Consider the following 20,851-nt stretch of genomic DNA (forward strand, 5'->3'; position numbering starts at 1 on the left):
TTAAAATATGCTTATTATTGGAATTGCAGGTGGTACAGGTTGTGGAAAAACAACAGTTGTAAATCAAATACTTAATGAATTGCCTGAAGGCGAAGTTGGGATTATCTCTCAAGATTCGTACTACATGGACACATCACACTTAAGTTACGATCAACGTGTGAAAATTAATTTTGACCATCCAAGATCTATTGATTTTGAATTATTGGAAGAACATTTAAGAGAATTAAAAGCAGGTAACACAATAGATCAACCTGTATATTCATTTGTGAAACATAATCGTACAGGAGACACTATACATACTCATCCTAGAAAGGTTATGATCGTTGAAGGTATTTTAATACTTACACATCCAGAATTGCGTAAAATGTTTGACATCAAAATATTTGTGCATGCAGATAGTGACGAACGTTTAATTAGACGATTAAAACGTGACATTACTGAGCGTGGACGTGATATTGATGAAGTTTTATCACGTTACCAAACGACGCTAAAGCCAATGCATCAACAGTTTATTGAGCCTATGAAAGAGTATGCAGATATCATTATACCAAACAATAAATATAATACTGTAGCTGTAAATATTGTAAAAACAATTATTAACGAAAAACTTAATTAAACATCAAAAAGTTTAGAAACATATTTGTAATTGTCCTTGTCGTATTTGCTGTTTGGATGCTAATATTTGACTCTAATTCGCTTTTAATTCATCGTGACTTAAATGAAGACATCACTGACTTAGAAGATGAGAAAGCGTATTATAGAAATGAAATAGAAAAGGATAAAAAAGCTATTAAAGAACTGAGTACAGAGGATGGTATTGAGAAGCTAGCTCGCGAAAAATATTACATGAAGAAAGAAAATGAAGATATTTATATCATTGAATATGAAGACAGCCTAAAATTAGATAACAAGGATGAGTAAAGCACTATTTAATAATTTTGACGAAGTTTCGTCTAAACAATGGAAGCAAAAAATCCAGATGGATTTAAAAGGTGCAGATTATAACGACACCCTAATTTGGCATACCAATGAAGGAATTGATGTAAAACCTTTTTATCATGCAGATGAATTGGATGTGACAACTAATCCGTCATTTTCTAAAGCTACTGAATTTGAAATCTGTCAATCTATATTTGTTGCTCATACCCAAAAATCGAATGCAAAAGCCATCGATGCTATTTCTAGAGGTGCAGAAAGTATTGAATTTATTATTCCTTCGGAAGATGTCATAATCAAAGACCTTCTAAAGGAAATAGACTCTACCTCTACTCCAATTACTTTCAAATTACTTTTTTTGTCTTCGGAATATATAAAAACGATTCCAACTCAAAATACCACCATTCAAACTGATATTATTGGTCACCTAGCAAAAACCGGAAATTGGTTTAAAAACCTAAATGACGACCACAAACAATTTGAATCTATAGTAAAACATACCAATACTTTTACTGTTAATGCTGGTTTGTATCAAAATGCTGGAGCAAACATGATACAACAGCTCGCTTACACTTTAGCTCATACAAATGAATACTTCAATCATTTGAGCAGTTTGATAGAGTTTTCTAACAAAGAAATATTGAAGGTGATTATTAATATTTCCGTAGGTACAAATTACTTTTTTGAAATTGCAAAACTAAGAGCGTTACGTATTTTGTTTCAAACACTTTCAAGTGAATATGGTTTCAATTCTAATTGTCAAATTAATGTCACACCAACAAAACGGAATAAAACCATTTACGATTATAACACTAATTTGCTGCGCACAACTACAGAATGTATGAGCGCTATATTAGGTGGAGCAAATAATATTACAAATTTAGCTTATGATAGTATTTATCATAAAGACAATGAGTTTGGAGAACGTATTGCAAGAAACCAATTGCTCGTTTTAAAAGAAGAAAGCTATTTTGATAAAGTTGATAATCCAGCAGACGGTGCATATTATATAGAATCTTTGACAACACAATTATGTGATAAAGCATTGGAGTTATTTAAAGATATTGAATCCAATGGCGGATTTTTATCACAACTAAAGACTGGCACTATTCAGAAAAAAATTAAAGAAAGCGCTTCAAAAGAGCAAGCTCAATTTGACTCAGGAGAACTTACTTTATTAGGAACAAATAAGCATCCAAATCCTCAAGATAAGATGAAAGACAATTTGGAGATATATCCTTTTGTAAAAATCAATCCAGTTAAAACATTAATAGAACCAATTATAGAAAAGCGTCTCGCAGAAACTCTAGAACAACAACGCTTAAATCAAGAACAATCAACCAATAAATAATACAACAATGAAGTTTAAATTAGTATTAGTTGCCATCTGTTTATGTGTTTTTAACTGTAAAGAAGACACAAAAACACAAGAACAAACACCATCAAAAATTGTAGATTTTGATTACAAATTTCCAAGTGTGCAAAAACTCGTTGACTGTGAAGGACTAGATAATGGTTTGTATCAAGAAGCGATGCAATCTTTTGAAGAAGATATTGCAAATTATTATACACCTGAGAAACCTATACTTTCTCGTGCATACAGCCTATTTGTAAGTCAAGCAATCGCTAACAAAGTAGATTACTCTAAGTTAGTTTCAGATCATTCTAAAAAAGCATTAGAAGCTCTTGAACAAGACAAAACACTTTGGACAACTAATCCAGATGGTAGCAGAATTAATTATAATCACCCAATATTTAAATGTATTGCTAAAAATATCAAAGACGAACAATTACAAAAAACTTTTAGTGCTTTAATAGATACCAATAGCATGAGTTTAAGAATGTTTGGAGATCAACTAAAGCGTAAAACTTTTGGAATGAAAGACGACAAGTATTTAGCAACGTATGTTGCTTTAGAGTTGTTCTACGGAAAAATTTACGATAAAGATTTAAGTGAAATACCATCAAATGCTGTCAAAACTGGCTCAGAAAAAGAACATTCAGAAGGTGATGGACATAATCATTAAATAAATGAAGTTTCAATTAATATTTTTATGTTTCTTCTCATTATTATTTCTCAATTGTGATGAAGCAAACAAATCTAAAGAACGTAATGATGTTCCTGGTGAATATTATGCTTTAGATGAAGATAACATAGATGTATTTTTACCTGCATACTTTAGAGAATTTTCAGAAGATGAGTATGATTTGTTAATTGATTCTTTGCCAGATTCCGAAGAAAAAAGAATTGAAAGAAAACGTTTTAATTATTTGAAGTTCTCTAAAGGCAATATTTATTATTTTAAAGATGTCGCTTCTTCTACTTTAATAAGTGTAAAAATGGGAGAATATATTGATTTTACAAAAGAAGAATCTGCATATTTATTAGGAATGATGTCTAATACATGTAGTAGTTACGCTGAAATGTTAGATATGAATTATGAAAAGTTAAATGCTGGTTATTCTGGACTTTCCAAAACAAAAGTTTTTAAAGGTGCATATAAAATATCAAATGGAATAAACTATAGTAGTTATAGTACGATGTATCTTATTACATCCAACTATAAAACTTTTTCTATTAATATTTATTCTAATTCTAATAAAAACTATAATTCATTTATTGAAAAAATAGTCGTGAGATAATGAGAAAAAACATTCAACATATAACCATAAAATCAAAAGCTACAGATCAAAAGTCTGAAGTCGTAGAGACTTTTAAAACAGCTGAAGATATTGACATACAATCCTCCTACTCTAAAGATGATATTTCAAACTTAGAGCACTTAAATTTTGTAGCAGGAATTGCACCAAACCTTCGTGGACCTTATTCTACGATGTATGTTCGCAGACCTTGGACGATTCGTCAATATGCAGGTTTTTCTACTGCAGAAGACAGTAACGCATTCTACAGAAGAAATCTTGCTGCTGGACAAAAAGGATTATCTGTTGCCTTTGATTTAGCAACACACCGAGGCTATGATTCAGATCATGAGCGTGTTGTTGGTGATGTTGGTAAAGCTGGTGTTGCTATAGATTCGGTTGAGGACATGAAAATTCTCTTTGATCAGATTCCTTTAGATAAAATGTCGGTTTCAATGACCATGAATGGTGCAGTGTTACCAATTATGGCGTTTTATATTGTTGCTGCGGAAGAACAAGGCGTTGATCCAAAAGATTTAGCAGGAACCATCCAAAACGATATCTTAAAGGAGTTTATGGTGAGAAACACTTATATTTATCCTCCTACACCTTCAATGACCATCATTTCAGATATTTTTGAATATACGAGCAAGCATATGCCTAAATTCAATAGTATTAGTATTTCAGGATACCACATGCAAGAAGCTGGTGCAACCTGTGATATTGAATTGGCTTACACTTTAGCTGACGGACTAGAATACATAAAAAAAGGACTTGAAGCAAGAATGGATATTGACACTTTTGCACCTAGATTGTCTTTCTTTTGGGCTATTGGGATGAATCATTTCATGGAAATCGCCAAAATGAGAGCAGCTCGAATGTTGTGGGCAAAACTAGTCAGTCAATTCAATCCTAAAAATCAAAAATCTCTAGCTTTACGTACACATTGCCAAACTTCTGGGTGGAGTTTAACAGAACAAGATCCATTTAATAATGTAGCAAGAACAACTATTGAAGCTGCTGCTGCTGCTTTTGGTGGTACACAAAGTTTGCATACTAATGCGCTGGATGAAGCGATTGCTCTACCAACAGATTTTTCTGCACGTATTGCAAGAAATACTCAAATATTTTTACAAGAGGAAACAGGCATCACAAAAACTGTTGATCCATGGGCAGGAAGTTATTACGTAGAAAAGCTAACGCAAGATATCACTCAAAAAGCATGGTCTTTAATTGAAGAAGTTGAAGAACTTGGCGGAATGACAAAAGCCATAGAAGCTGGGATTCCTAAGTTGCGTATTGAAGAAGCTGCTGCTAGAAAACAAGCACGAATAGATTCTAATCAAGATGTCATTGTTGGTGTTAATAAATATCGCTTGGAAGAAGAAGATCCAATTTCTACTTTAGAAGTCGATAATCAAACAGTAAGATTAGGACAAATAAAGAGTTTAGAGCACATAAAAGCTACACGAAATGCAAAAGCTGTCGCAGAAGCTTTATCAAATTTAACCCAAGCTGCTCGTTCAAAACAAGAGAATTTATTAGCTTTAGCTGTAATTGCAGCTAGAGAACGTGCAACTTTAGGAGAAATTAGTGATGCTCTTGAAGAAGAGTTTGGACGTTATAAAGCGCAAATAAAAACATTTTCGGGAGTGTATAGTAAAGAAATAAAAGACGATAAAAGTTTTCAAAAAGCACGAGAACTCGCAGATAAATTTGCAGAGCAAGATGGTCGTAGACCAAGAATCATGATTGCTAAAATGGGACAAGATGGTCATGATCGTGGAGCCAAAGTTGTAGCTACTGGGTATGCAGATGTTGGCTTTGATGTTGATATTGGTCCACTCTTTCAAACACCAAAAGAAGCTGCCAAACAAGCAGTAGAAAATGACGTTCATATTCTAGGCGTATCTTCCTTAGCTGCAGGACATAAAACCCTTGTACCTCAAGTTATAGAAGAACTAAAAAAATATGGTCGTGATGACATTATGGTCATCGTTGGAGGTGTAATCCCTAAGCAAGATTATCAATATTTGTTCGATGCTGGAGCAATTGCTGTTTTTGGTCCTGGAACTAAAATTAGTGATGCAGCTATTAAAATTTTGGAAATACTTATTGATGAATAAATCTCTAAAACTCTTGCTACTGTTATTTATAAGTGTAAATACTCTATATGCTCAAAATACTAAAGAACTAGACATCAATATCGAAAACCTCTCTAAAAAATGGGAAATAATTGGTGTCATAAATCCAGATGTAAGTGCCGAAGAGTTAGAAGAAACCCTATCTATGTTAGAAAGCACTTACCTTTTACTTAACAAAGACTCTACATATGTGTTTAGTTTTATTATGGAATTAGAAGGCAAATGGCAACTTAAAGATAATGTGATTCACACAAAAGACAATAGAGGTGAAAATAAATGGATCATTCATAGCTTAGAAGAAAACAGTATCATACTCTCACGAAATCAAGCCAAACAAAAATTAGTTTTCAAACCTAAAAAATAGACTTAGCTTCATTGCATATACTCTATTTAAAACCTTCTTTTTTATTTAAAATTTCATTGAAACGTAACCACTACACATTAGAAAACAACAAACTTACATTACACGTTAAACCCTCTCCCATCTTTGTTAGAGTACTGATGTTTATTTTTAGTTTCATGTTATTTATTTTACCAATTGTTGGTATGATAAGTTACATTTCTGAAGGAAAAGGAATTCATGCAGGATTTTTTGTAACAATTTTCATCTTTAGTCTTTTAGGTTTCTATCTTTTACGTGTTTCGCTTTGGAATACCTACGGAAAAGAAGAACTCGTATTCTCAAATAACCAATGCACTTACGTTGCTAATTATGGTTGGTTTAAAGATCGTGTAAAAACAGAACCGTTTGACACCACTAACTTTGCTAAAAATCCTGTTGGATATATCTAGAAGATAACAATTACACACTAGTCATTGAAGACTTTAAAGCTGAAAACGAAATAGTGTGCGTCACAAAAATACCAGAAAGGGAATTAGAAAAATTGATTCAAGAATTAAAAGAAATGTAAATCAACTAATCGTTAAAACCTGTTAAAACTCTACAATTCAAGTCATTGTTTTTTATAATTATTGTAAATTATAAGAAAATTAGCACGATATACAATTTTAAACTAAAAACTTAGTTGTATTTTTATGTTAATTAATTTAATACTAATCAAAAAAACAAACTCATGAATCAAAAACCATCAACATTCAAAATGCTGAGTGTCATTTTGATATTCTTTTTCTCAATTGGGACCTTTGCCCAAGATGTAAAAATGAAAACAAAAGACATTTCTTCTACTGAAAAAATCCCTTTCAATCCAGAAGTAAAAACTGGAGTATTAAGTAATGGCCTTACCTATTACATCAAAAATAACGGTAAACCAGAAAACAAAGTTGAATTACGACTTGTTGTCAAAGCAGGCTCAATTCTTGAAGATGAAGATCAACTTGGTCTTGCTCATTTTATGGAGCACATGAATTTTAACGGTACAAAAAACTTTAAAAAAAACGAACTTGTTGATTATCTACAAAGTATTGGCGTCAAATTTGGTGCACATTTAAATGCATACACAAGTTTTGATGAAACAGTGTACATCCTTCCTATTCCTAGTGAAGATCCAGAAAAATTAGAGAAAGGGTTTCAAATTCTTGAAGATTGGGCTCACAATGCCCTATTAACAGATGAGGAAATTGATAACGAACGTGGTGTTGTACTAGAAGAGTATCGCTTAGGTCAAGGCGCAAACGAGCGCATGATGCAAAAATATTTACCAAAAATGCTTTATGGATCTAGATATGCAGAACGTCTTCCTATTGGTACAAAAGAAAACCTCGAAAACTTTAAATATGAAAGCCTAAGACGTTTTTATAAAGATTGGTACAGACCAGATTTAATGTCTGTAATGGCAGTTGGTGATGTGGATGTTGCCACTTTGGAAGCAAAAATTAAAGAGCACTTCGGAAATATTAAAATGCCAGAAAATCCTAAACCTCGACCAGAATATGACTTGCCAAATCACAAAGAAACCTTTGTTGCTATAGAATCTGATAAAGAAGCATCCTTCTCACAAGTACAAGTGATGTTTAAGGATCAAGAAAATTCTACTCCAGATAAAACACTTGCACAGTACAGAGAATCTATTGTAGAAGGGCTGTTCTCACAAATGCTGAACAACCGTTTACAAGAATTAACTAATAACGAAAAACCTCCTTTTGTATTTGGGTATAGTTATCATGGTGGCACATATGTTAAAAGCAAAGATGCCTACCAAAGTGTTGCTATGACTAAAGAAGACGGACAATTAAACGCTTTTAAAACCTTACTAGAAGAGAATCAACGCGTAAAACAACATGGATTTTTTGAAGGTGAATTTGAACGTGCTAAAAAAGATATTTTGGCTAGAATGGAAAAATCATTCAAGGATAAAGACAAAATGGAATCTAATAGAGTTATTGGAGAATATGTAAGAAACTTTCTAGCAGAAGAACCAATGCCTGGAATTGAATGGGAATTTAATTTTTACCAAAAACAACTTCCAACAATTTCTCTAAGCGAAGTCAATGCACTTGTTGACGATTATATTAAAGATGAAAATCGTGTTGTAATATTGACTGGTCCTGAAAAGGAAGGATTAACTAAAGTCACTGAGGCTCAAATCAAAGAGGTTCTTAATGACGTCGCGAACAAAAAACTAGAACCTTACGTAGATGAAGAAGTTGCTTCGTCGCTAATAACGACCATGCCAAAAGCTGGTACAATTACAGACTACAAAACAAATGACAAACTTGGCACAACAACCTTAACTTTAAGCAATGGAGCAAAATTAACTTATAAAGTAACCGATTTCAAAAACGACGAAATCCTCTTCGATGCCTTTAGCTATGGAGGAACATCATTATACTCAATTGAAGATTACAAAGCTACTGTAAACGCAAATGGTGGATTATCTGAAGCAGGAATCAACGGGTTTGATAAAACGCAAATGGACAAAATGATGTCTGGTAAGATTGTTAGGGTAAGACCTAGTATTGGGACTTACAGTGAAAATATATCTGGATCTACGACTCCAAAAGATTTAGAGAGTCTTTTTCAAATGGTACACTTATACTTTACTGCATTAAATAAAGATGATAAAGCATTTAACTCCTATCTAGCAAAACAAAAATCATTTTTAGGTAATATGATGTCAAATCCTCAAACGTATTTCTCTGTAAAAATGGGAGAATTCATGTATGGCGAAAATCCTAGATATACTGGATTTCCAACACCTGAGAAGATGGACGAGGCAGATTATGATTTAGCTTATAAGAAATATCAAGAACGTTTTGATGATGCTGGTGATTTCCACTTTTATTTCGTCGGAAATATCGATGAAAAGAAGCTTGTAGAATTTGCAAGCACATATTTAGCGAGTCTTCCTGGAAAAAACTCTAATGAAATGTATAAGGAATCAGATTTTAGACCACTTACAGGACAGCATGAAAAAATCATTAAAAAAGGAACCGATCCTAAAAGTTCTGTGCGTATTACATTTCATGGACCAACAAATTATGATGCAAAAGAAGATTTTGCAATGGAAACATTAGGAGAAATTTTAACTATTAAACTCATAGAACAATTGCGTGAAGAAGAAGGAGGTGTTTATGGTGCTGGATCTAGAGGTAATATTAGTAAAATGCCTTATGGATGGTATAGCTTTAATATTAGTTTTCCATGTGGTCCAGAAAATGTTGATAAACTTAAAAAAGCAGCATTAGCAGAAGTAGAAAAACTGGTTAATGAAGGTCCATCACAAAAAGATTTAGATAAAGTCAAGGAGTCTTATGTATTAGATCACAAAGAAGATTTACAACAAAATCGTTTTTGGTTACGCTTGTTAAAAAACTCAGATTATCAAAAAAATGACCCTGAAAAAGTGTTAGATTTTGAGAAAAACGTACAAAGTCTTACTACCGAGTATCTTCAAGAAGTTGCTAAAAAATATTTGAATGGCGATTATATTGTTGGAATTCACAATCCGGAATAGTCATAACTTTTCCGAAGAAATAAGAATTAAAAGCAGCTCTAACAAGCTGCTTTTTTTCACATACCACAATGCAATACACTGTTAACAACTTCAATTTCGAAAACTCACAAATAATCGTATTTTTACGCTGGAGAAATTTTAAATCTCTATTTAATAAAACCAAATTATTTAATGGGTAAAATCATTGCAATTGCCAATCAAAAAGGAGGTGTTGGTAAAACAACAACTTCAGTCAACTTAGCAGCTTCGTTAGGTGTTCTAGAAAAGAAAGTACTCCTTATAGACGCAGATCCTCAAGCCAATGCTTCATCTGGTCTTGGTATTGATGTAGAACAAGTTGAAGTTGGAACCTACCAATTACTAGAACATACAGCAACAGCAGAACAATGTATCATTGCAGCAAATTCTCCAAATGTAGATATCATTCCTGCACATATAGATCTTGTTGCGATTGAAATAGAACTTGTAGATAAAGATGAACGTGAGTATATGCTCAAAAAAGCAATTTCTCACTTAAAATCATCTTATGATTACATTTTAATAGACTGTGCTCCTTCTCTTGGCTTATTAACTTTAAACGCTTTAACTGCAGCAGATGCTGTGATTATCCCTATTCAATGTGAATATTTTGCGTTAGAAGGTTTAGGTAAGTTATTAAACACAATTAAAAGTGTTCAAAAAATCCATAATAAGGATTTAGATATTGAAGGCATGCTATTAACTATGTTTGATCAACGTTTACGTTTATCTAATCAAGTTGTTGAAGAAGTACAAAAGCATTTTAGTGATATGGTTTTTGATACCATCATTCAACGAAATGTAAGATTAGGAGAAGCACCTAGTTATGGAGAAAGCATTATTAAATATGATGTAAGTAGTAAAGGTGCAGTCAACTATTTAAGTTTAGCAAAAGAAATTATAAAGAAGAACGCATAATGGCGAAGGCAACAAAAAAACAAGCACTTGGTAGAGGTTTATCAGCATTGTTGAAAGATCCTTCTAACGATATACAATCTGCTCAAGACAAAAACGCTGATACTATCATTGGTAACATCGTGGAATTAGATTTGGATGCAATAGAAATTAATCCTTTTCAACCAAGAACAAATTTTAATGAAGAAACACTAAGAGAATTAGCGTCTTCTATTAAAGAACTTGGTGTTATTCAACCAATTACTGTACGTAAATTAGAATTCAATAAGTTTCAGTTAGTTTCTGGTGAACGTCGTTTTAGAGCATCAAAACTCATTGGGTTAACAACAATTCCTGCATATATTAGAATTGCTAATGACCAAGAGTCATTAGAAATGGCATTGGTAGAAAATATTCAACGTCAAGATTTAGATCCAATAGAAATTGCACTCTCTTACCAACGTTTAATAGATGAGATCGCTTTAACTCAAGAACAAATGAGTGAACGTGTTGGTAAAAAACGATCTACAATTGCTAATTATTTGCGATTATTAAAATTAGATCCTATTATTCAAACTGGGATGCGTGATGGTTTTATCTCCATGGGTCATGGACGTGCTATGATTAATATAGAAGACCAAAATGATCAATTAGACATTTACGAGAAAATAATTACAGATAAATTATCGGTTAGAGCTACAGAGCAATTGGTTAAGAGTTATCAAAATCCTTCAGCTAAAAAAACGCCTGAACCTCAAGAGCACCCTAAATTTGTTAAAAAAGGCATAAAAGAATTTTCAGAATACTTTGGTCACAAAATTGGCGTTAAAGTGTCAAAGAATGGTAAAGGACAAATTACAATTCCGTTTCATTCTGAAGAAGATTTCAATCGTATAAAAAAACTAGTTCAAAGTGCTAAATAAATTAGTCTATAGCAGTCTTTTCTTTCTCCTTTTCAGTAGTATTACATTTGCACAAGATGATAAAAAAACTGATGAAGTAGATACAGGTTTAATGGTCGTTCAAGATTCTATATCTACAAAAAAAAGAGCACCCTTTGATGTATTGGCACCTTCAAAAGCTGCCTTCTACTCTGCTGTACTTCCAGGTTTGGGACAAGCTTACAATAAAAAATATTGGAAAATCCCTTTAGTGTATGCAGCCATAGGAATTCCTATATATCTCTACATCCAAAATGATAAAGATCTCAATTTATATAGAGATGCTTATAAAAGACGTTTGGCTGGTTTTGACGATGATCAATTTTCTAATATCTCTGATGACGGACTCATAAATGCTCAACAACAATTGAGACGTAACAAAGAATTGGCTTTATTGGTTGCCATTGGTATGTATGCTTTAAATATTGTTGATGCTAACGTTGATGCACATTTACTTCAATTTAATGTGGATGAGGATTTATCTTTTCGACCACATTTTAGGTACAACCAAATGGAAAACAATACCAATCTAGGACTAACTCTTAATTTTAAATTCTAAACTATGAGAATTGCACTCTTAGGTTACGGAAAAATGGGTAAAGCAATAGAAACTATCGCTTTAGAACGTGGTCATTCTATTATGCTAAAAGTGTCTAGTGCTTCGGAAAATTTCTCACTCCAAAACTGTGATGTTGCTATAGATTTCAGTCTTCCATCATCTGCTGTTGCTAATATTTCTAAATGTTTAGAAGCAGGAGTTCCTGTGATTTCTGGAACAACAGGTTGGTTAGATGATTATGATGATATCGTTTCGCTTTGTAATTCAAAAGAAGGAACATTTTTGTATGCGTCAAATTTCAGCTTAGGTGTCAATATATTTTTTGAACTCAATAAAACTTTGGCAAAATTGATGGAAAAGCTTCCGCAGTACAAAGTAAATATTGAAGAAATTCATCATACTCAAAAATTAGATGCTCCCAGCGGAACAGCAATTACACTTGCAAACGATATAATTGACGAAACTAATTACGAAAAGTGGACTTTAAATACACCAAAACAAAATGAGATTGGTATTTTAGCAAAACGTATTGAAAACGTACCTGGAACTCATGATGTTAATTATGATTCCGCAGTAGATAGCATCCAAATTAAGCATACTGCTCACAGCAGACAAGGTTTTGCTTTAGGTGCTGTGATTGCTGCAGAATATGTTCACGATAAAAAAGGAGTATTCACAATGAAAGACGTATTAAATATTAGTTAATATCATAAATTGATGTAACGTTTTTAAATACTTTTCAACTCATTAAAGAAATTAAACTATAGACATGACAATTACACAATGGTTAATATTTATTCTAGTCATCCAAATTATTCACGGACTTGGGACTTGGAAACTATACGTTAAAGCTGGTCGTCAAGCATGGGAAGCATTTGTACCTGTGTATAACGCAGTCATATTGATGAAAATCATTAATCGTCCTTGGTGGTGGACGATCCTACTCTTTGTACCTATTGTTAACTTAATTATGTTACCAGTGGTTTGGGTAGAAACAGCTAGAAGCTTTGGTAAAAACCAATTTCTTGATACTTTTTTAGCAGTAATTACTTTAGGGTTCTATAATTATTACCTTAACTATGTTGCTGATGTTGCATATGTTAATGACAGAGATATCAACCCTAAATCTGGTTCTGGTGATTGGACAAGTTCTATATTATTTGCTATTGTTGCAGCAACTATCGTACACACTTATTTTATTCAACCATTTACAATCCCAAGTTCATCTTTAGAGAAATCGTTATTAGTAGGTGATTTCTTATTTGTAAGTAAGTTTCATTATGGTGCTAGAATCCCAATGACAACTGTTGCAACACCTATGGTACATGATACAATTCCAGTATTAAATGTAAAGTCTTATTTGTTTGATGACAATTTTGAAGAAAGAAAAACGTCATGGAAAAATAAATTACAGTTGCCTTATATGAGGATTCCTGGATTTGAAAACATAGAGCGTAATGATATTGTTGTTTTTAATCAGCCAGCAGATACATTACTGGATATGAATAATTTTACTCCAGATCGTAACTACTACAAACCTATTGATAAGAAAACAAATCTTGTGAAACGCTGTGTTGGTGTTCCTGGAGATTCTTTAGAAATAAGAAACGGTTATGTTTATATAAATGGTAAACAAAATGAATTACCAGATCGCGCACATCTTCAATTTGCTTATGATTTAGTTTTAAAAGGCAACGTTGCCAATTATGGAAGATTAATAGAGATTCTTAAAACCTATGATATCACTGATAATCCATATCAAGTAGAAGAAGGCTCATTTGTTGTACAAGCAACTGTAGAAGCTGCAAATAAAGCAAAAAATCATCCAAATATTGCTAGTATGACTAGACGTATAACACCAAAAGGTGTAGATGGAGGCTTGTTTCCACGTGTCGCTCAATACCCTTGGAATTACGATAATTTTGGACCAATCTATATTCCGAAGAAAGGAGAAACTATAGAATTAACAATGGAAGTACTTCCGCTCTACAAACGTCTTATTGGAGAATACGAGAGAAATAGTATTGTTACTAGAGGTAATCAAATCATCATCAATGATGAACCTGCAACATCATACACTTTTAAACAAGATTATTACTGGATGATGGGAGACAATAGAAATAACTCTGTTGATGCTCGTGCTTGGGGTTATGTGCCTTTTGATCATGTTGTTGGTAAACCTGTATTTATCTGGATGAGTTGGGATGGTCTTAAAAGTCCCCGTTGGGAACGTTGGTTCACAACTGTTGGTGGCTCTGGAAACCCAGTGTCTTATTTAATTCCGTTTTTGGTATTATTAGCTGCTTGGTTTGGATTTAGTGCTTGGAGAAAGAAAAAGAAAGCGTAAATAGATTTTTCTTTAATTTAGCAACAATTCAAAATTTACAATGCTTATTAATTCTCTATTATAAAATTTCGACTTTAGCTCACCCTCAATCTGTGCTAAAGAGTTCTAAAAATTATAAATATGAAAACTAATTTATCTGATGTTAAGCTCGTCATCGAAAACTATACTTCGCAATCCAAACTATCTGAAATGGAAGTTCTTGATAAGCTCAAAGATTATTATTTTAATAAAGAGGTGAATAAAAACCTCAAATTATACAAAAAAGGAAAGAAGAAAGTTAGTGACATTACTAAGGATTTAAAAATTTCTCCTCGTAAATTTTATGCCATTTTAGAAGCTAAAAATATAGTGCATAAAAAATACGATAAAGAGATTAAAAAAGTAGATCAAAATGGCTAACGCTTACAAGCAACAAACCAAAAAGTGAATAGCTTAATTCATCCTACATATTTTCCAAACGTAGCCCATTTTGTTGCTATGATAAAAGCAAGCGACATTGTGTTTGAGGTTTGTGATAATTATCAAAAACAAACTTATAGAAACCGTACATCAATCTATGGAGCAAACGGAAAATTAGATCTAAACATTCCTGTTGTTTATTCTCAAAAAAACAGACAACTTTACAAGGATATAAAAATTTTTAATTCTGAAAATTGGCAGACTCAACACTTAAAGTCTTTAGAATCTGCGTATCGTACATCACCTTTTTTTGAATTCTATATTGATGATTTGATGCCTTTATTTACTTCGGAAGTAGATAATCTTATGAATCATAACATTAAGTGCTTAGAAGTTGTTTTTGAGTGCTTGCAGCTTCCTTTTAATTATACAGTTACTAAAACTTTTGAGCTCGAACCAAAACTGGTTATGGATGCGAGATTGTTGGCGAATAGTAGAAAGGAAATTCCGCAGAAATTCAAACCTTACGCACAAGTATTTGATGATAAACATGGGTATTTAGACAATATTAGCATATTGGACCTCTTATTTAACGAAGGACCAAATACAGAGTTGTATCTTATATCTCAAACCCTAAATCTGTAATGTTGCAACCTATATTACATTACGGAATCCATTTTCTAGTACCAATTCTCATTGCTTATCTTTTCTTTAAAAAAAATTGGAAAATTGCAGCATTAATAATGCTTTCGGCAATTATAATCGACTTAGATCATTTGCTAGCTAACCCCATTTTTGACCCAACACGTTGTAGCATAAATTTTCATCCGCTTCACTCCTATTATGCGATTGGTGTTTATGTTGTGTTAACAATCATAAAAAAAACACGAATCATTGGTCTGGGATTATTGATTCATATGCTTGCAGATTGGGTAGATTGTTTGTTGATGTAATTTTATTCTCTCGCTTAGTCGCTAAGTAGACTATAATTTAGTTCTTATTTTTTTAAAATTTTAAAACTCTAACATATAATGAAATATTAATATTTCCGAAGGAAAAATTAATCATATCTGAGTAAGCTTTGCGACTCTGCGACTTTACGAGAAAAAAATCAAAAGAGTTATCTCCAGAGTAAGAATTGTAAACTGAGCCTGCCTACTATTTGAGCTTCACCTTAGCCATCACAGGATAATGATCACTATACTTAACATCAAAGGTTTTAAACGCATTAATTTCAAAAGCATCATCAACAAATACAAAATCAATACGCACAGGAAAGAATTTAAAGTCAAACGTTCTACCAAAGCCATTTCCAGCTTGTTTAAAGGCATCTTTCATATCTCCCTTTATTTCCTTGTACACATACGAATATGCAGTGTTATTAAAGTCACCAGAGATGATCGTTTTATAAGTGCTTTTATTTTTGTGTGCTAAAAATTGTTCAGTTTGCGACTGTTGCATTTTAAATGTTGAACTCACTCGTTTGAATAAGTTTTCAGAATTCTCCTTAGATAATTTTTCAACCGTTGGGTCAATACCAGAAGATTGTAAATGCACATTGTAAACTCGTATCGTGTCAACTCCTTTTACAACATCTACAAAAATGGCGTTGTTTGATGTATGCGGAAATTCTATAGAACCAGAATTTATGATCGGAAATTTGGTATATATCGCCTGACCATTCTTTACTTTATTACCTGATAGCTCAATGTATTTATATGGAAAAATTCGAAGGTTAACATCATCATCTGTTCTATATTCTTGCATACAGAGAATGTCTGGATTGTTTTCAGCAATAAACTTAGATATATTCTCTTTTAGATTTGGATCTTCAATCCAATCAAACACATTGAATAAGCGCACGTTATAATTCATCACAGAAATGTTCTCAGTATCATCTACATTTTTGGAAGAAGATAATTTATATAACGAAAACACATAGTTATAACCTATAGCTAATACCACAAGTGATACTAATAATTGCTTTTTCACTTTTAATAACCAATAAATAACAAATAGAATATTAACGATTATAAGAAGTGGTACTGCAAGACTGAGAACAGATAGAAACGCGAACTTTTTGGGTTCCATATATGGCAAAACATAAGACAAGAGCAATGCAAATGCTATCAATGAATTGATAATAAAAACAAATTTCTCAAAAATCTTAAGTTTACCCATTCGCTTTAATTCTTCCCAGCTTTAAATAAAAATGATTTCTCTTCTTTAGTTAAGCTTTCATAACCACTTTTACTTATTTTATCTAAAATGAGATCTATTTTCTTTTGGTTATTAAACTCGTTGAATTCTTGTTTATTGTGACCAGCAATAGTGCTTTTCTTTTTTCTATGAACTGTTTTGAGTGGTGATTTTTTGCTAAACATATTAGTAATGCTATCTAAAAATTTACCAAAACCTTCGCCAATATCTTTACCTTTTACTAATTGTGTTGCATAGAGGTAACCTATTAAACTTCCGCCTAAATGTGCAACTTTACCACCTTGATTCGCTCCAAATAAACCAATCACATCAAACAATACGATTGCTACTCCAATATGCCAGAGTTTTATTGATATGCTAAAAAATCTAGTTTCTCTATTTGGCATATATGCACATAGAAAAATCAATAATGCATTTACTCCTGCAGAAGCTCCTACTAAAGAGCCAACTGTTGAAGAAAAGGTATCAGGCAAAATATTATAGACTAATAAAAAAGATAAACCTCCTGCTAAAATTCCTAAAAAATAAATATTTAAGGATTGTTTCGTCGGAAACAAATTAACCATAGTTCGTGATACAAAATACAAGACGACCATGTTAAATAACAAATGGAAAAAATCGTAATGCGTAAAGCCATAAGTAAATAGAGACCAAGGTTTAAAAATAAAATCTGAAAGCTCTTTTGGCAATTCTAACCAAGACAACGTATATGTTCTTGGTATTTTACGAATAACTTGTATCAACCATCCAATGAAAAAAACCAATACATTAACTGCCATGATCTTTTCAAAAACATTTAGATTTTTGAGTTTGTCTTTGATGTCAAAATTTAATGAAGTCATCTATCCCAACGGTTTTTGTTAAACTGTGTTTTTTTCCAGTACCACATAATGAGGAAACCTGTTATTGCTCCACCAACGTGAGCCATGTATGCTGTATTACTCGGACTAAAAAATGATTGTCCTGTAATTGCTGAAATCACATCAAGGATAATAATTCCAGGAATAAAATACTTAGCTTTTATAGGTATTGGTAGAAATATCATCATCAATTTAGCTTCAGGATTCATCATCCCAAAAGCTGCTAAAATCCCCATAATACAACCTGAAGCTCCTACCATTGTAGACGATGTAACTTTATTCATATCAAATAATGCAGAAAATGAATTTGTATCAATCTGCGGTCCACTGTATTTAGCTTCTGTTAAAACTTCAACTAAACCATTTCTAAAAAGCTCTGGTTTAATATAATTGCCTTCTATAGCATTAACATTCACAATAGAATGTATTAAATCTGAACTCAGCCCTAATTCTGAAATATGTTGATAAGCAGTATAATAATCAAAATAATAATAGCCTAATTGAAACAACACAGCTCCTAATCCTGCTGAGATATACAAAAACAAGAATTTCTTAGATCCTAATTGTGTTTCTACTGCAGTTCCAAACATCCAAAGCGCAAACATATTAAAACCAATGTGCATCAAGTTGGCATGCATGAACATATGCGTAAAAATCTGCCAAGGTTTAAACAAATCACTTTGAGGAAAGTAAAGTGCTAACCATTCCATGAATAAGTTACCACCTCCTAATGTCATTCTTCCTATAAACACAATCACATTTATAATAATCAAATGTTTGACTGTATCTGTTATACCTCTAATCATATTTTATATAAATTTTTTATCAAAGTCATCAACGCTCATTGTTATGAAGGTGACTTTATTAGTAGGAGAAACTGTTGGTTCTTTACAAGCAAATAGGCTATTTACTAAATGCTCTTGCTCTAAACGCGATAAGCTTTGTCCTGTTTTAATAGCTAAACTCTTAGCCATTGATTTTGCTAACAAATCTGTAGCACTAAAATGACTATCTGGTACTTCCTGTTCTACATCACTTATGAGTTGTTCTAAAATAATAGACACTTCACTTTCAGGTACATTAATTGGTACTCCTGTAATCTCAATACCGACTTCTGTAAACGATGTAAATATAAATCCTGTATGTTCTAAATCCTCTTTTAGGTTTTCAAGTATTTCCATTTCAGAAGAAGAAAACTCTAAACTTAATGGAAATAGAAGTTGCTGACTAACAGACTCTTTAACCGTCAAGTGTTTAAGTAACCCTTCATACAAAACACGTTGATGAGCACGATGCTGATCTAGAATCATCATCCCAGATTTTATTGTACTAATAATGTATTTATTGTGAAATTGATAAGTTCTCTGTTTAGTTTCTACTTGTTTACCATCATCAAATAAAGATGTATTTTCTGGCTGACTTTCAAACTGTACTTCACTAAAATTGTTTTCAGTTTTGGTGCCTTTAGATTCTAATCCAACATACAAACTTTCCCATTGTGATGCTGGCTCTTTTCTATAATTTGAAGAAGAAGAAGAAGAAGAAGAAGAAGAACCACTAGACCTACTCTGTACTCTTTCTTCTTGAAACGGATTAAAAGAACGATCTACCTCTACCGTTGGTGTTGAAGCTCTCTTATTTTCAAAATCATAAGGTGTATCTAGATTTCTATCACGATCAAAGTCTAAAACTGGTGCTATATTAAATTGCCCTAAACTATGTTTAACAGCAGCTCGCAAAATGGCATATAATGTATGCTCGTCGTCAAACTTAATTTCCGTTTTTGTAGGATGGATATTAATATCAATGCTTTTTGGATCAACCGTTAGATTTAAAAAATAACTTGGATGACTACCATCTTTCATTAAACCTTCAAAAGCAGAGTTTATAGCATGATTAAGATACGGACTTTTTATAAACCGATTATTGACAAAGAAAAATTGTTCGGTTCTTGTGCGTTTTGCGAATTCTGGTTTGCCAACAAATCCGGAGATCTTTAAAACCTCAGTTTCTTCTACAACAGGAACCAGTTTTTCGTTAGTTTTATTTCCGAAGATATTAACCACACGCTGTCTGTAATTACTCTTTGGGAGATTGAAACTCTCGCTACCATTATGGTACATCAAGAATTCTATATCTGGATGCGCAAGAGCTACGCGATGAAATTCATCAACAATATGTCGAAGTTCAACATTATTAGATTTCAAAAAATTGCGACGTGCAGGAATATTAAAAAACAAATGCTTTACACAAAGTGATGTACCTGTTGGAGTTACTGTCACCTCTTGATTTTTGATCTCGCTACCTTCAATTTCTATGACTGTACCAAGTTCATCTTGATCTTGTTTGGTTTTTAATTCTACGTGTGCAATAGCTGCTATACTAGCTAAAGCCTCGCCTCTAAAGCCTTTTGTGTTGAGACTAAACAAATCTTCTGCAGAACGTATCTTAGACGTTGCATGACGCTCAAAACTCAATCGAGCATCTGTAGCACTCATGCCTTTACCATTGTCTATGACTTGGATTAAGGTCTTGCCTGCATCTTTAATAATAAGTTTTATGGAGTATGCTCCTGCATCAATAGAATTTTCTAGTAATTCTTTTACAACCGATGCTGGTCGCTGTACAACTTCACCTGCTGCGATTTGATTTGCAACATGATCTGGTAACAATTGAATAATGTCTGCCATTAGCGTTTAAGGGAGAATATTGATAAATCGAAATCTATGATAAATAGAAAGACTAAAATTAAGGCTGCAATAATGTATAAAATTCGACGGTTTGCACCTGTTTTATCACCATTATATTTGTAGTCGTCAATAGCATTTCCAAATTTATTTTTCAATCCGTTGTTATTTCCTACAGTGACTCTATACTCGTCAAATTTGTGTTTTAATTCAAACGGACTTCCTTCACCTTTGTAGTAACGTGGTTGATAATCAAATTTTTTGTTTTTTCTTTTGCCTATAATTCCCATAA

22 protein-coding genes are annotated in these 20,851 nt (G+C 32.5%); 17 read left to right on the forward strand and 5 right to left on the reverse strand.

Features of this window, described 5'->3' with window-relative positions:
- Positions 1-7 precede the first annotated feature (7 nt).
- The 17 genes from udk (at position 8) to IM744_RS06835 (ending at position 15,745) form a co-directional block, all read left to right on the forward strand.
- On the forward strand, positions 8-616 hold the full coding sequence (udk, locus tag IM744_RS06755) for a uridine kinase (RefSeq protein WP_194507341.1): 609 nt from the start codon (positions 8-10) through the stop codon (positions 614-616).
- Positions 617-645: 29 nt separating this feature from the next.
- Positions 646-921: an FtsB family cell division protein gene (locus IM744_RS06760; RefSeq protein WP_317175387.1), complete on the forward strand. Its 276-nt coding sequence runs from the start codon at positions 646-648 to the stop codon at positions 919-921.
- Positions 914-2,287, forward strand: coding sequence for a methylmalonyl-CoA mutase subunit beta (locus IM744_RS06765; RefSeq protein WP_194507343.1), 1,374 nt, complete (start codon positions 914-916; stop codon positions 2,285-2,287). Before IM744_RS06760 ends, IM744_RS06765 begins: the two co-directional genes overlap by 8 nt.
- A 7-nt stretch (positions 2,288-2,294) precedes the next feature.
- Positions 2,295-2,963 carry a hypothetical protein gene (locus IM744_RS06770; RefSeq protein ID WP_194507344.1) on the forward strand — a complete coding sequence of 223 codons (669 nt, stop codon included), beginning with the start codon at positions 2,295-2,297 and terminating at the stop codon, positions 2,961-2,963.
- Positions 2,964-2,967: 4 nt separating this feature from the next.
- Positions 2,968-3,579, forward strand: coding sequence for a hypothetical protein (locus tag IM744_RS06775; protein WP_194507345.1), 612 nt, complete (start codon positions 2,968-2,970; stop codon positions 3,577-3,579).
- Positions 3,576-5,702: a methylmalonyl-CoA mutase gene (scpA, locus tag IM744_RS06780; protein ID WP_194507396.1), complete on the forward strand. Its 2,127-nt coding sequence runs from the start codon at positions 3,576-3,578 to the stop codon at positions 5,700-5,702. Before IM744_RS06775 ends, scpA begins: the two co-directional genes overlap by 4 nt.
- Positions 5,695-6,084 (forward strand): hypothetical protein, encoded by a 390-nt coding sequence (locus tag IM744_RS06785; protein ID WP_194507346.1) that lies wholly within the window; start codon positions 5,695-5,697, stop codon positions 6,082-6,084. The genes scpA and IM744_RS06785 overlap by 8 nt, the downstream gene beginning before the upstream one ends.
- 182 nt (positions 6,085-6,266) lie before the next feature.
- Positions 6,267-6,512: a hypothetical protein gene (locus tag IM744_RS06790; RefSeq protein WP_194507347.1), complete on the forward strand. Its 246-nt coding sequence runs from the start codon at positions 6,267-6,269 to the stop codon at positions 6,510-6,512.
- Between the two features lie 281 nt (positions 6,513-6,793).
- Complete coding sequence (locus tag IM744_RS06795) at positions 6,794-9,634, forward strand: M16 family metallopeptidase (protein ID WP_241738295.1); 2,841 nt, start codon at positions 6,794-6,796, stop codon at positions 9,632-9,634.
- A 171-nt stretch (positions 9,635-9,805) separates the two neighbouring features.
- Positions 9,806-10,570, forward strand: a complete 765-nt coding sequence (locus IM744_RS06800) for a ParA family protein (RefSeq protein ID WP_194507348.1) — start codon at positions 9,806-9,808, stop codon at positions 10,568-10,570.
- A complete protein-coding gene (locus IM744_RS06805; protein WP_194507349.1) occupies positions 10,570-11,469 on the forward strand; it encodes a ParB/RepB/Spo0J family partition protein in 900 nt (299 codons plus the stop codon). The genes IM744_RS06800 and IM744_RS06805 overlap by 1 nt, the downstream gene beginning before the upstream one ends.
- Positions 11,459-12,046, forward strand: coding sequence for a DUF5683 domain-containing protein (locus IM744_RS06810; RefSeq protein ID WP_194507350.1), 588 nt, complete (start codon positions 11,459-11,461; stop codon positions 12,044-12,046). The genes IM744_RS06805 and IM744_RS06810 overlap by 11 nt, the downstream gene beginning before the upstream one ends.
- A gap of 3 nt (positions 12,047-12,049) precedes the next feature.
- Positions 12,050-12,751, forward strand: coding sequence for a 4-hydroxy-tetrahydrodipicolinate reductase (gene dapB, locus IM744_RS06815; RefSeq protein ID WP_194507351.1), 702 nt, complete (start codon positions 12,050-12,052; stop codon positions 12,749-12,751).
- Between the two features lie 64 nt (positions 12,752-12,815).
- Positions 12,816-14,393: a signal peptidase I gene (gene lepB, locus IM744_RS06820; protein WP_194507352.1), complete on the forward strand. Its 1,578-nt coding sequence runs from the start codon at positions 12,816-12,818 to the stop codon at positions 14,391-14,393.
- A gap of 120 nt (positions 14,394-14,513) precedes the next feature.
- Positions 14,514-14,792, forward strand: a complete 279-nt coding sequence (locus tag IM744_RS06825; RefSeq protein ID WP_194507353.1) for a hypothetical protein — start codon at positions 14,514-14,516, stop codon at positions 14,790-14,792.
- A gap of 24 nt (positions 14,793-14,816) precedes the next feature.
- Positions 14,817-15,437: a WbqC family protein gene (locus IM744_RS06830; protein ID WP_194507354.1), complete on the forward strand. Its 621-nt coding sequence runs from the start codon at positions 14,817-14,819 to the stop codon at positions 15,435-15,437.
- Positions 15,437-15,745, forward strand: coding sequence for a DUF6122 family protein (locus tag IM744_RS06835; protein ID WP_194507355.1), 309 nt, complete (start codon positions 15,437-15,439; stop codon positions 15,743-15,745). The genes IM744_RS06830 and IM744_RS06835 overlap by 1 nt, the downstream gene beginning before the upstream one ends.
- A 205-nt stretch (positions 15,746-15,950) precedes the next feature.
- Here the strand turns inward: IM744_RS06835 and IM744_RS06840 are convergent, their stop codons facing one another.
- Genes IM744_RS06840 through IM744_RS06860 form a run of 5 tightly spaced genes read right to left on the reverse strand, consistent with a single transcriptional unit; the run spans position 15,951 to position 20,849 of the window.
- Positions 15,951-16,973, reverse strand: a complete 1,023-nt coding sequence (locus IM744_RS06840; protein ID WP_194507356.1) for an endonuclease/exonuclease/phosphatase family protein — start codon at positions 16,971-16,973, stop codon at positions 15,951-15,953.
- A 5-nt stretch (positions 16,974-16,978) separates the two neighbouring features.
- Complete coding sequence (locus IM744_RS06845) at positions 16,979-17,854, reverse strand: rhomboid family protein (RefSeq protein WP_194507357.1); 876 nt, start codon at positions 17,852-17,854, stop codon at positions 16,979-16,981.
- A complete protein-coding gene (locus IM744_RS06850; RefSeq protein WP_194507358.1) occupies positions 17,851-18,678 on the reverse strand; it encodes a rhomboid family intramembrane serine protease in 828 nt (275 codons plus the stop codon). Before IM744_RS06850 ends, IM744_RS06845 begins: the two co-directional genes overlap by 4 nt.
- Before the next feature lie 3 nt (positions 18,679-18,681).
- On the reverse strand, positions 18,682-20,562 hold the full coding sequence (mutL, locus tag IM744_RS06855) for a DNA mismatch repair endonuclease MutL (RefSeq protein ID WP_194507359.1): 1,881 nt from the start codon (positions 20,560-20,562) through the stop codon (positions 18,682-18,684).
- A complete protein-coding gene (locus tag IM744_RS06860) occupies positions 20,562-20,849 on the reverse strand; it encodes a riboflavin synthase subunit beta (protein WP_194507360.1) in 288 nt (95 codons plus the stop codon). The genes mutL and IM744_RS06860 overlap by 1 nt, the downstream gene beginning before the upstream one ends.
- Between the last annotated feature and the right edge of the window lie 2 nt (positions 20,850-20,851).

Source organism: Psychroserpens luteus (genome assembly GCF_015319355.1).
Taxonomy (GTDB): domain Bacteria; phylum Bacteroidota; class Bacteroidia; order Flavobacteriales; family Flavobacteriaceae; genus Psychroserpens; species Psychroserpens luteus.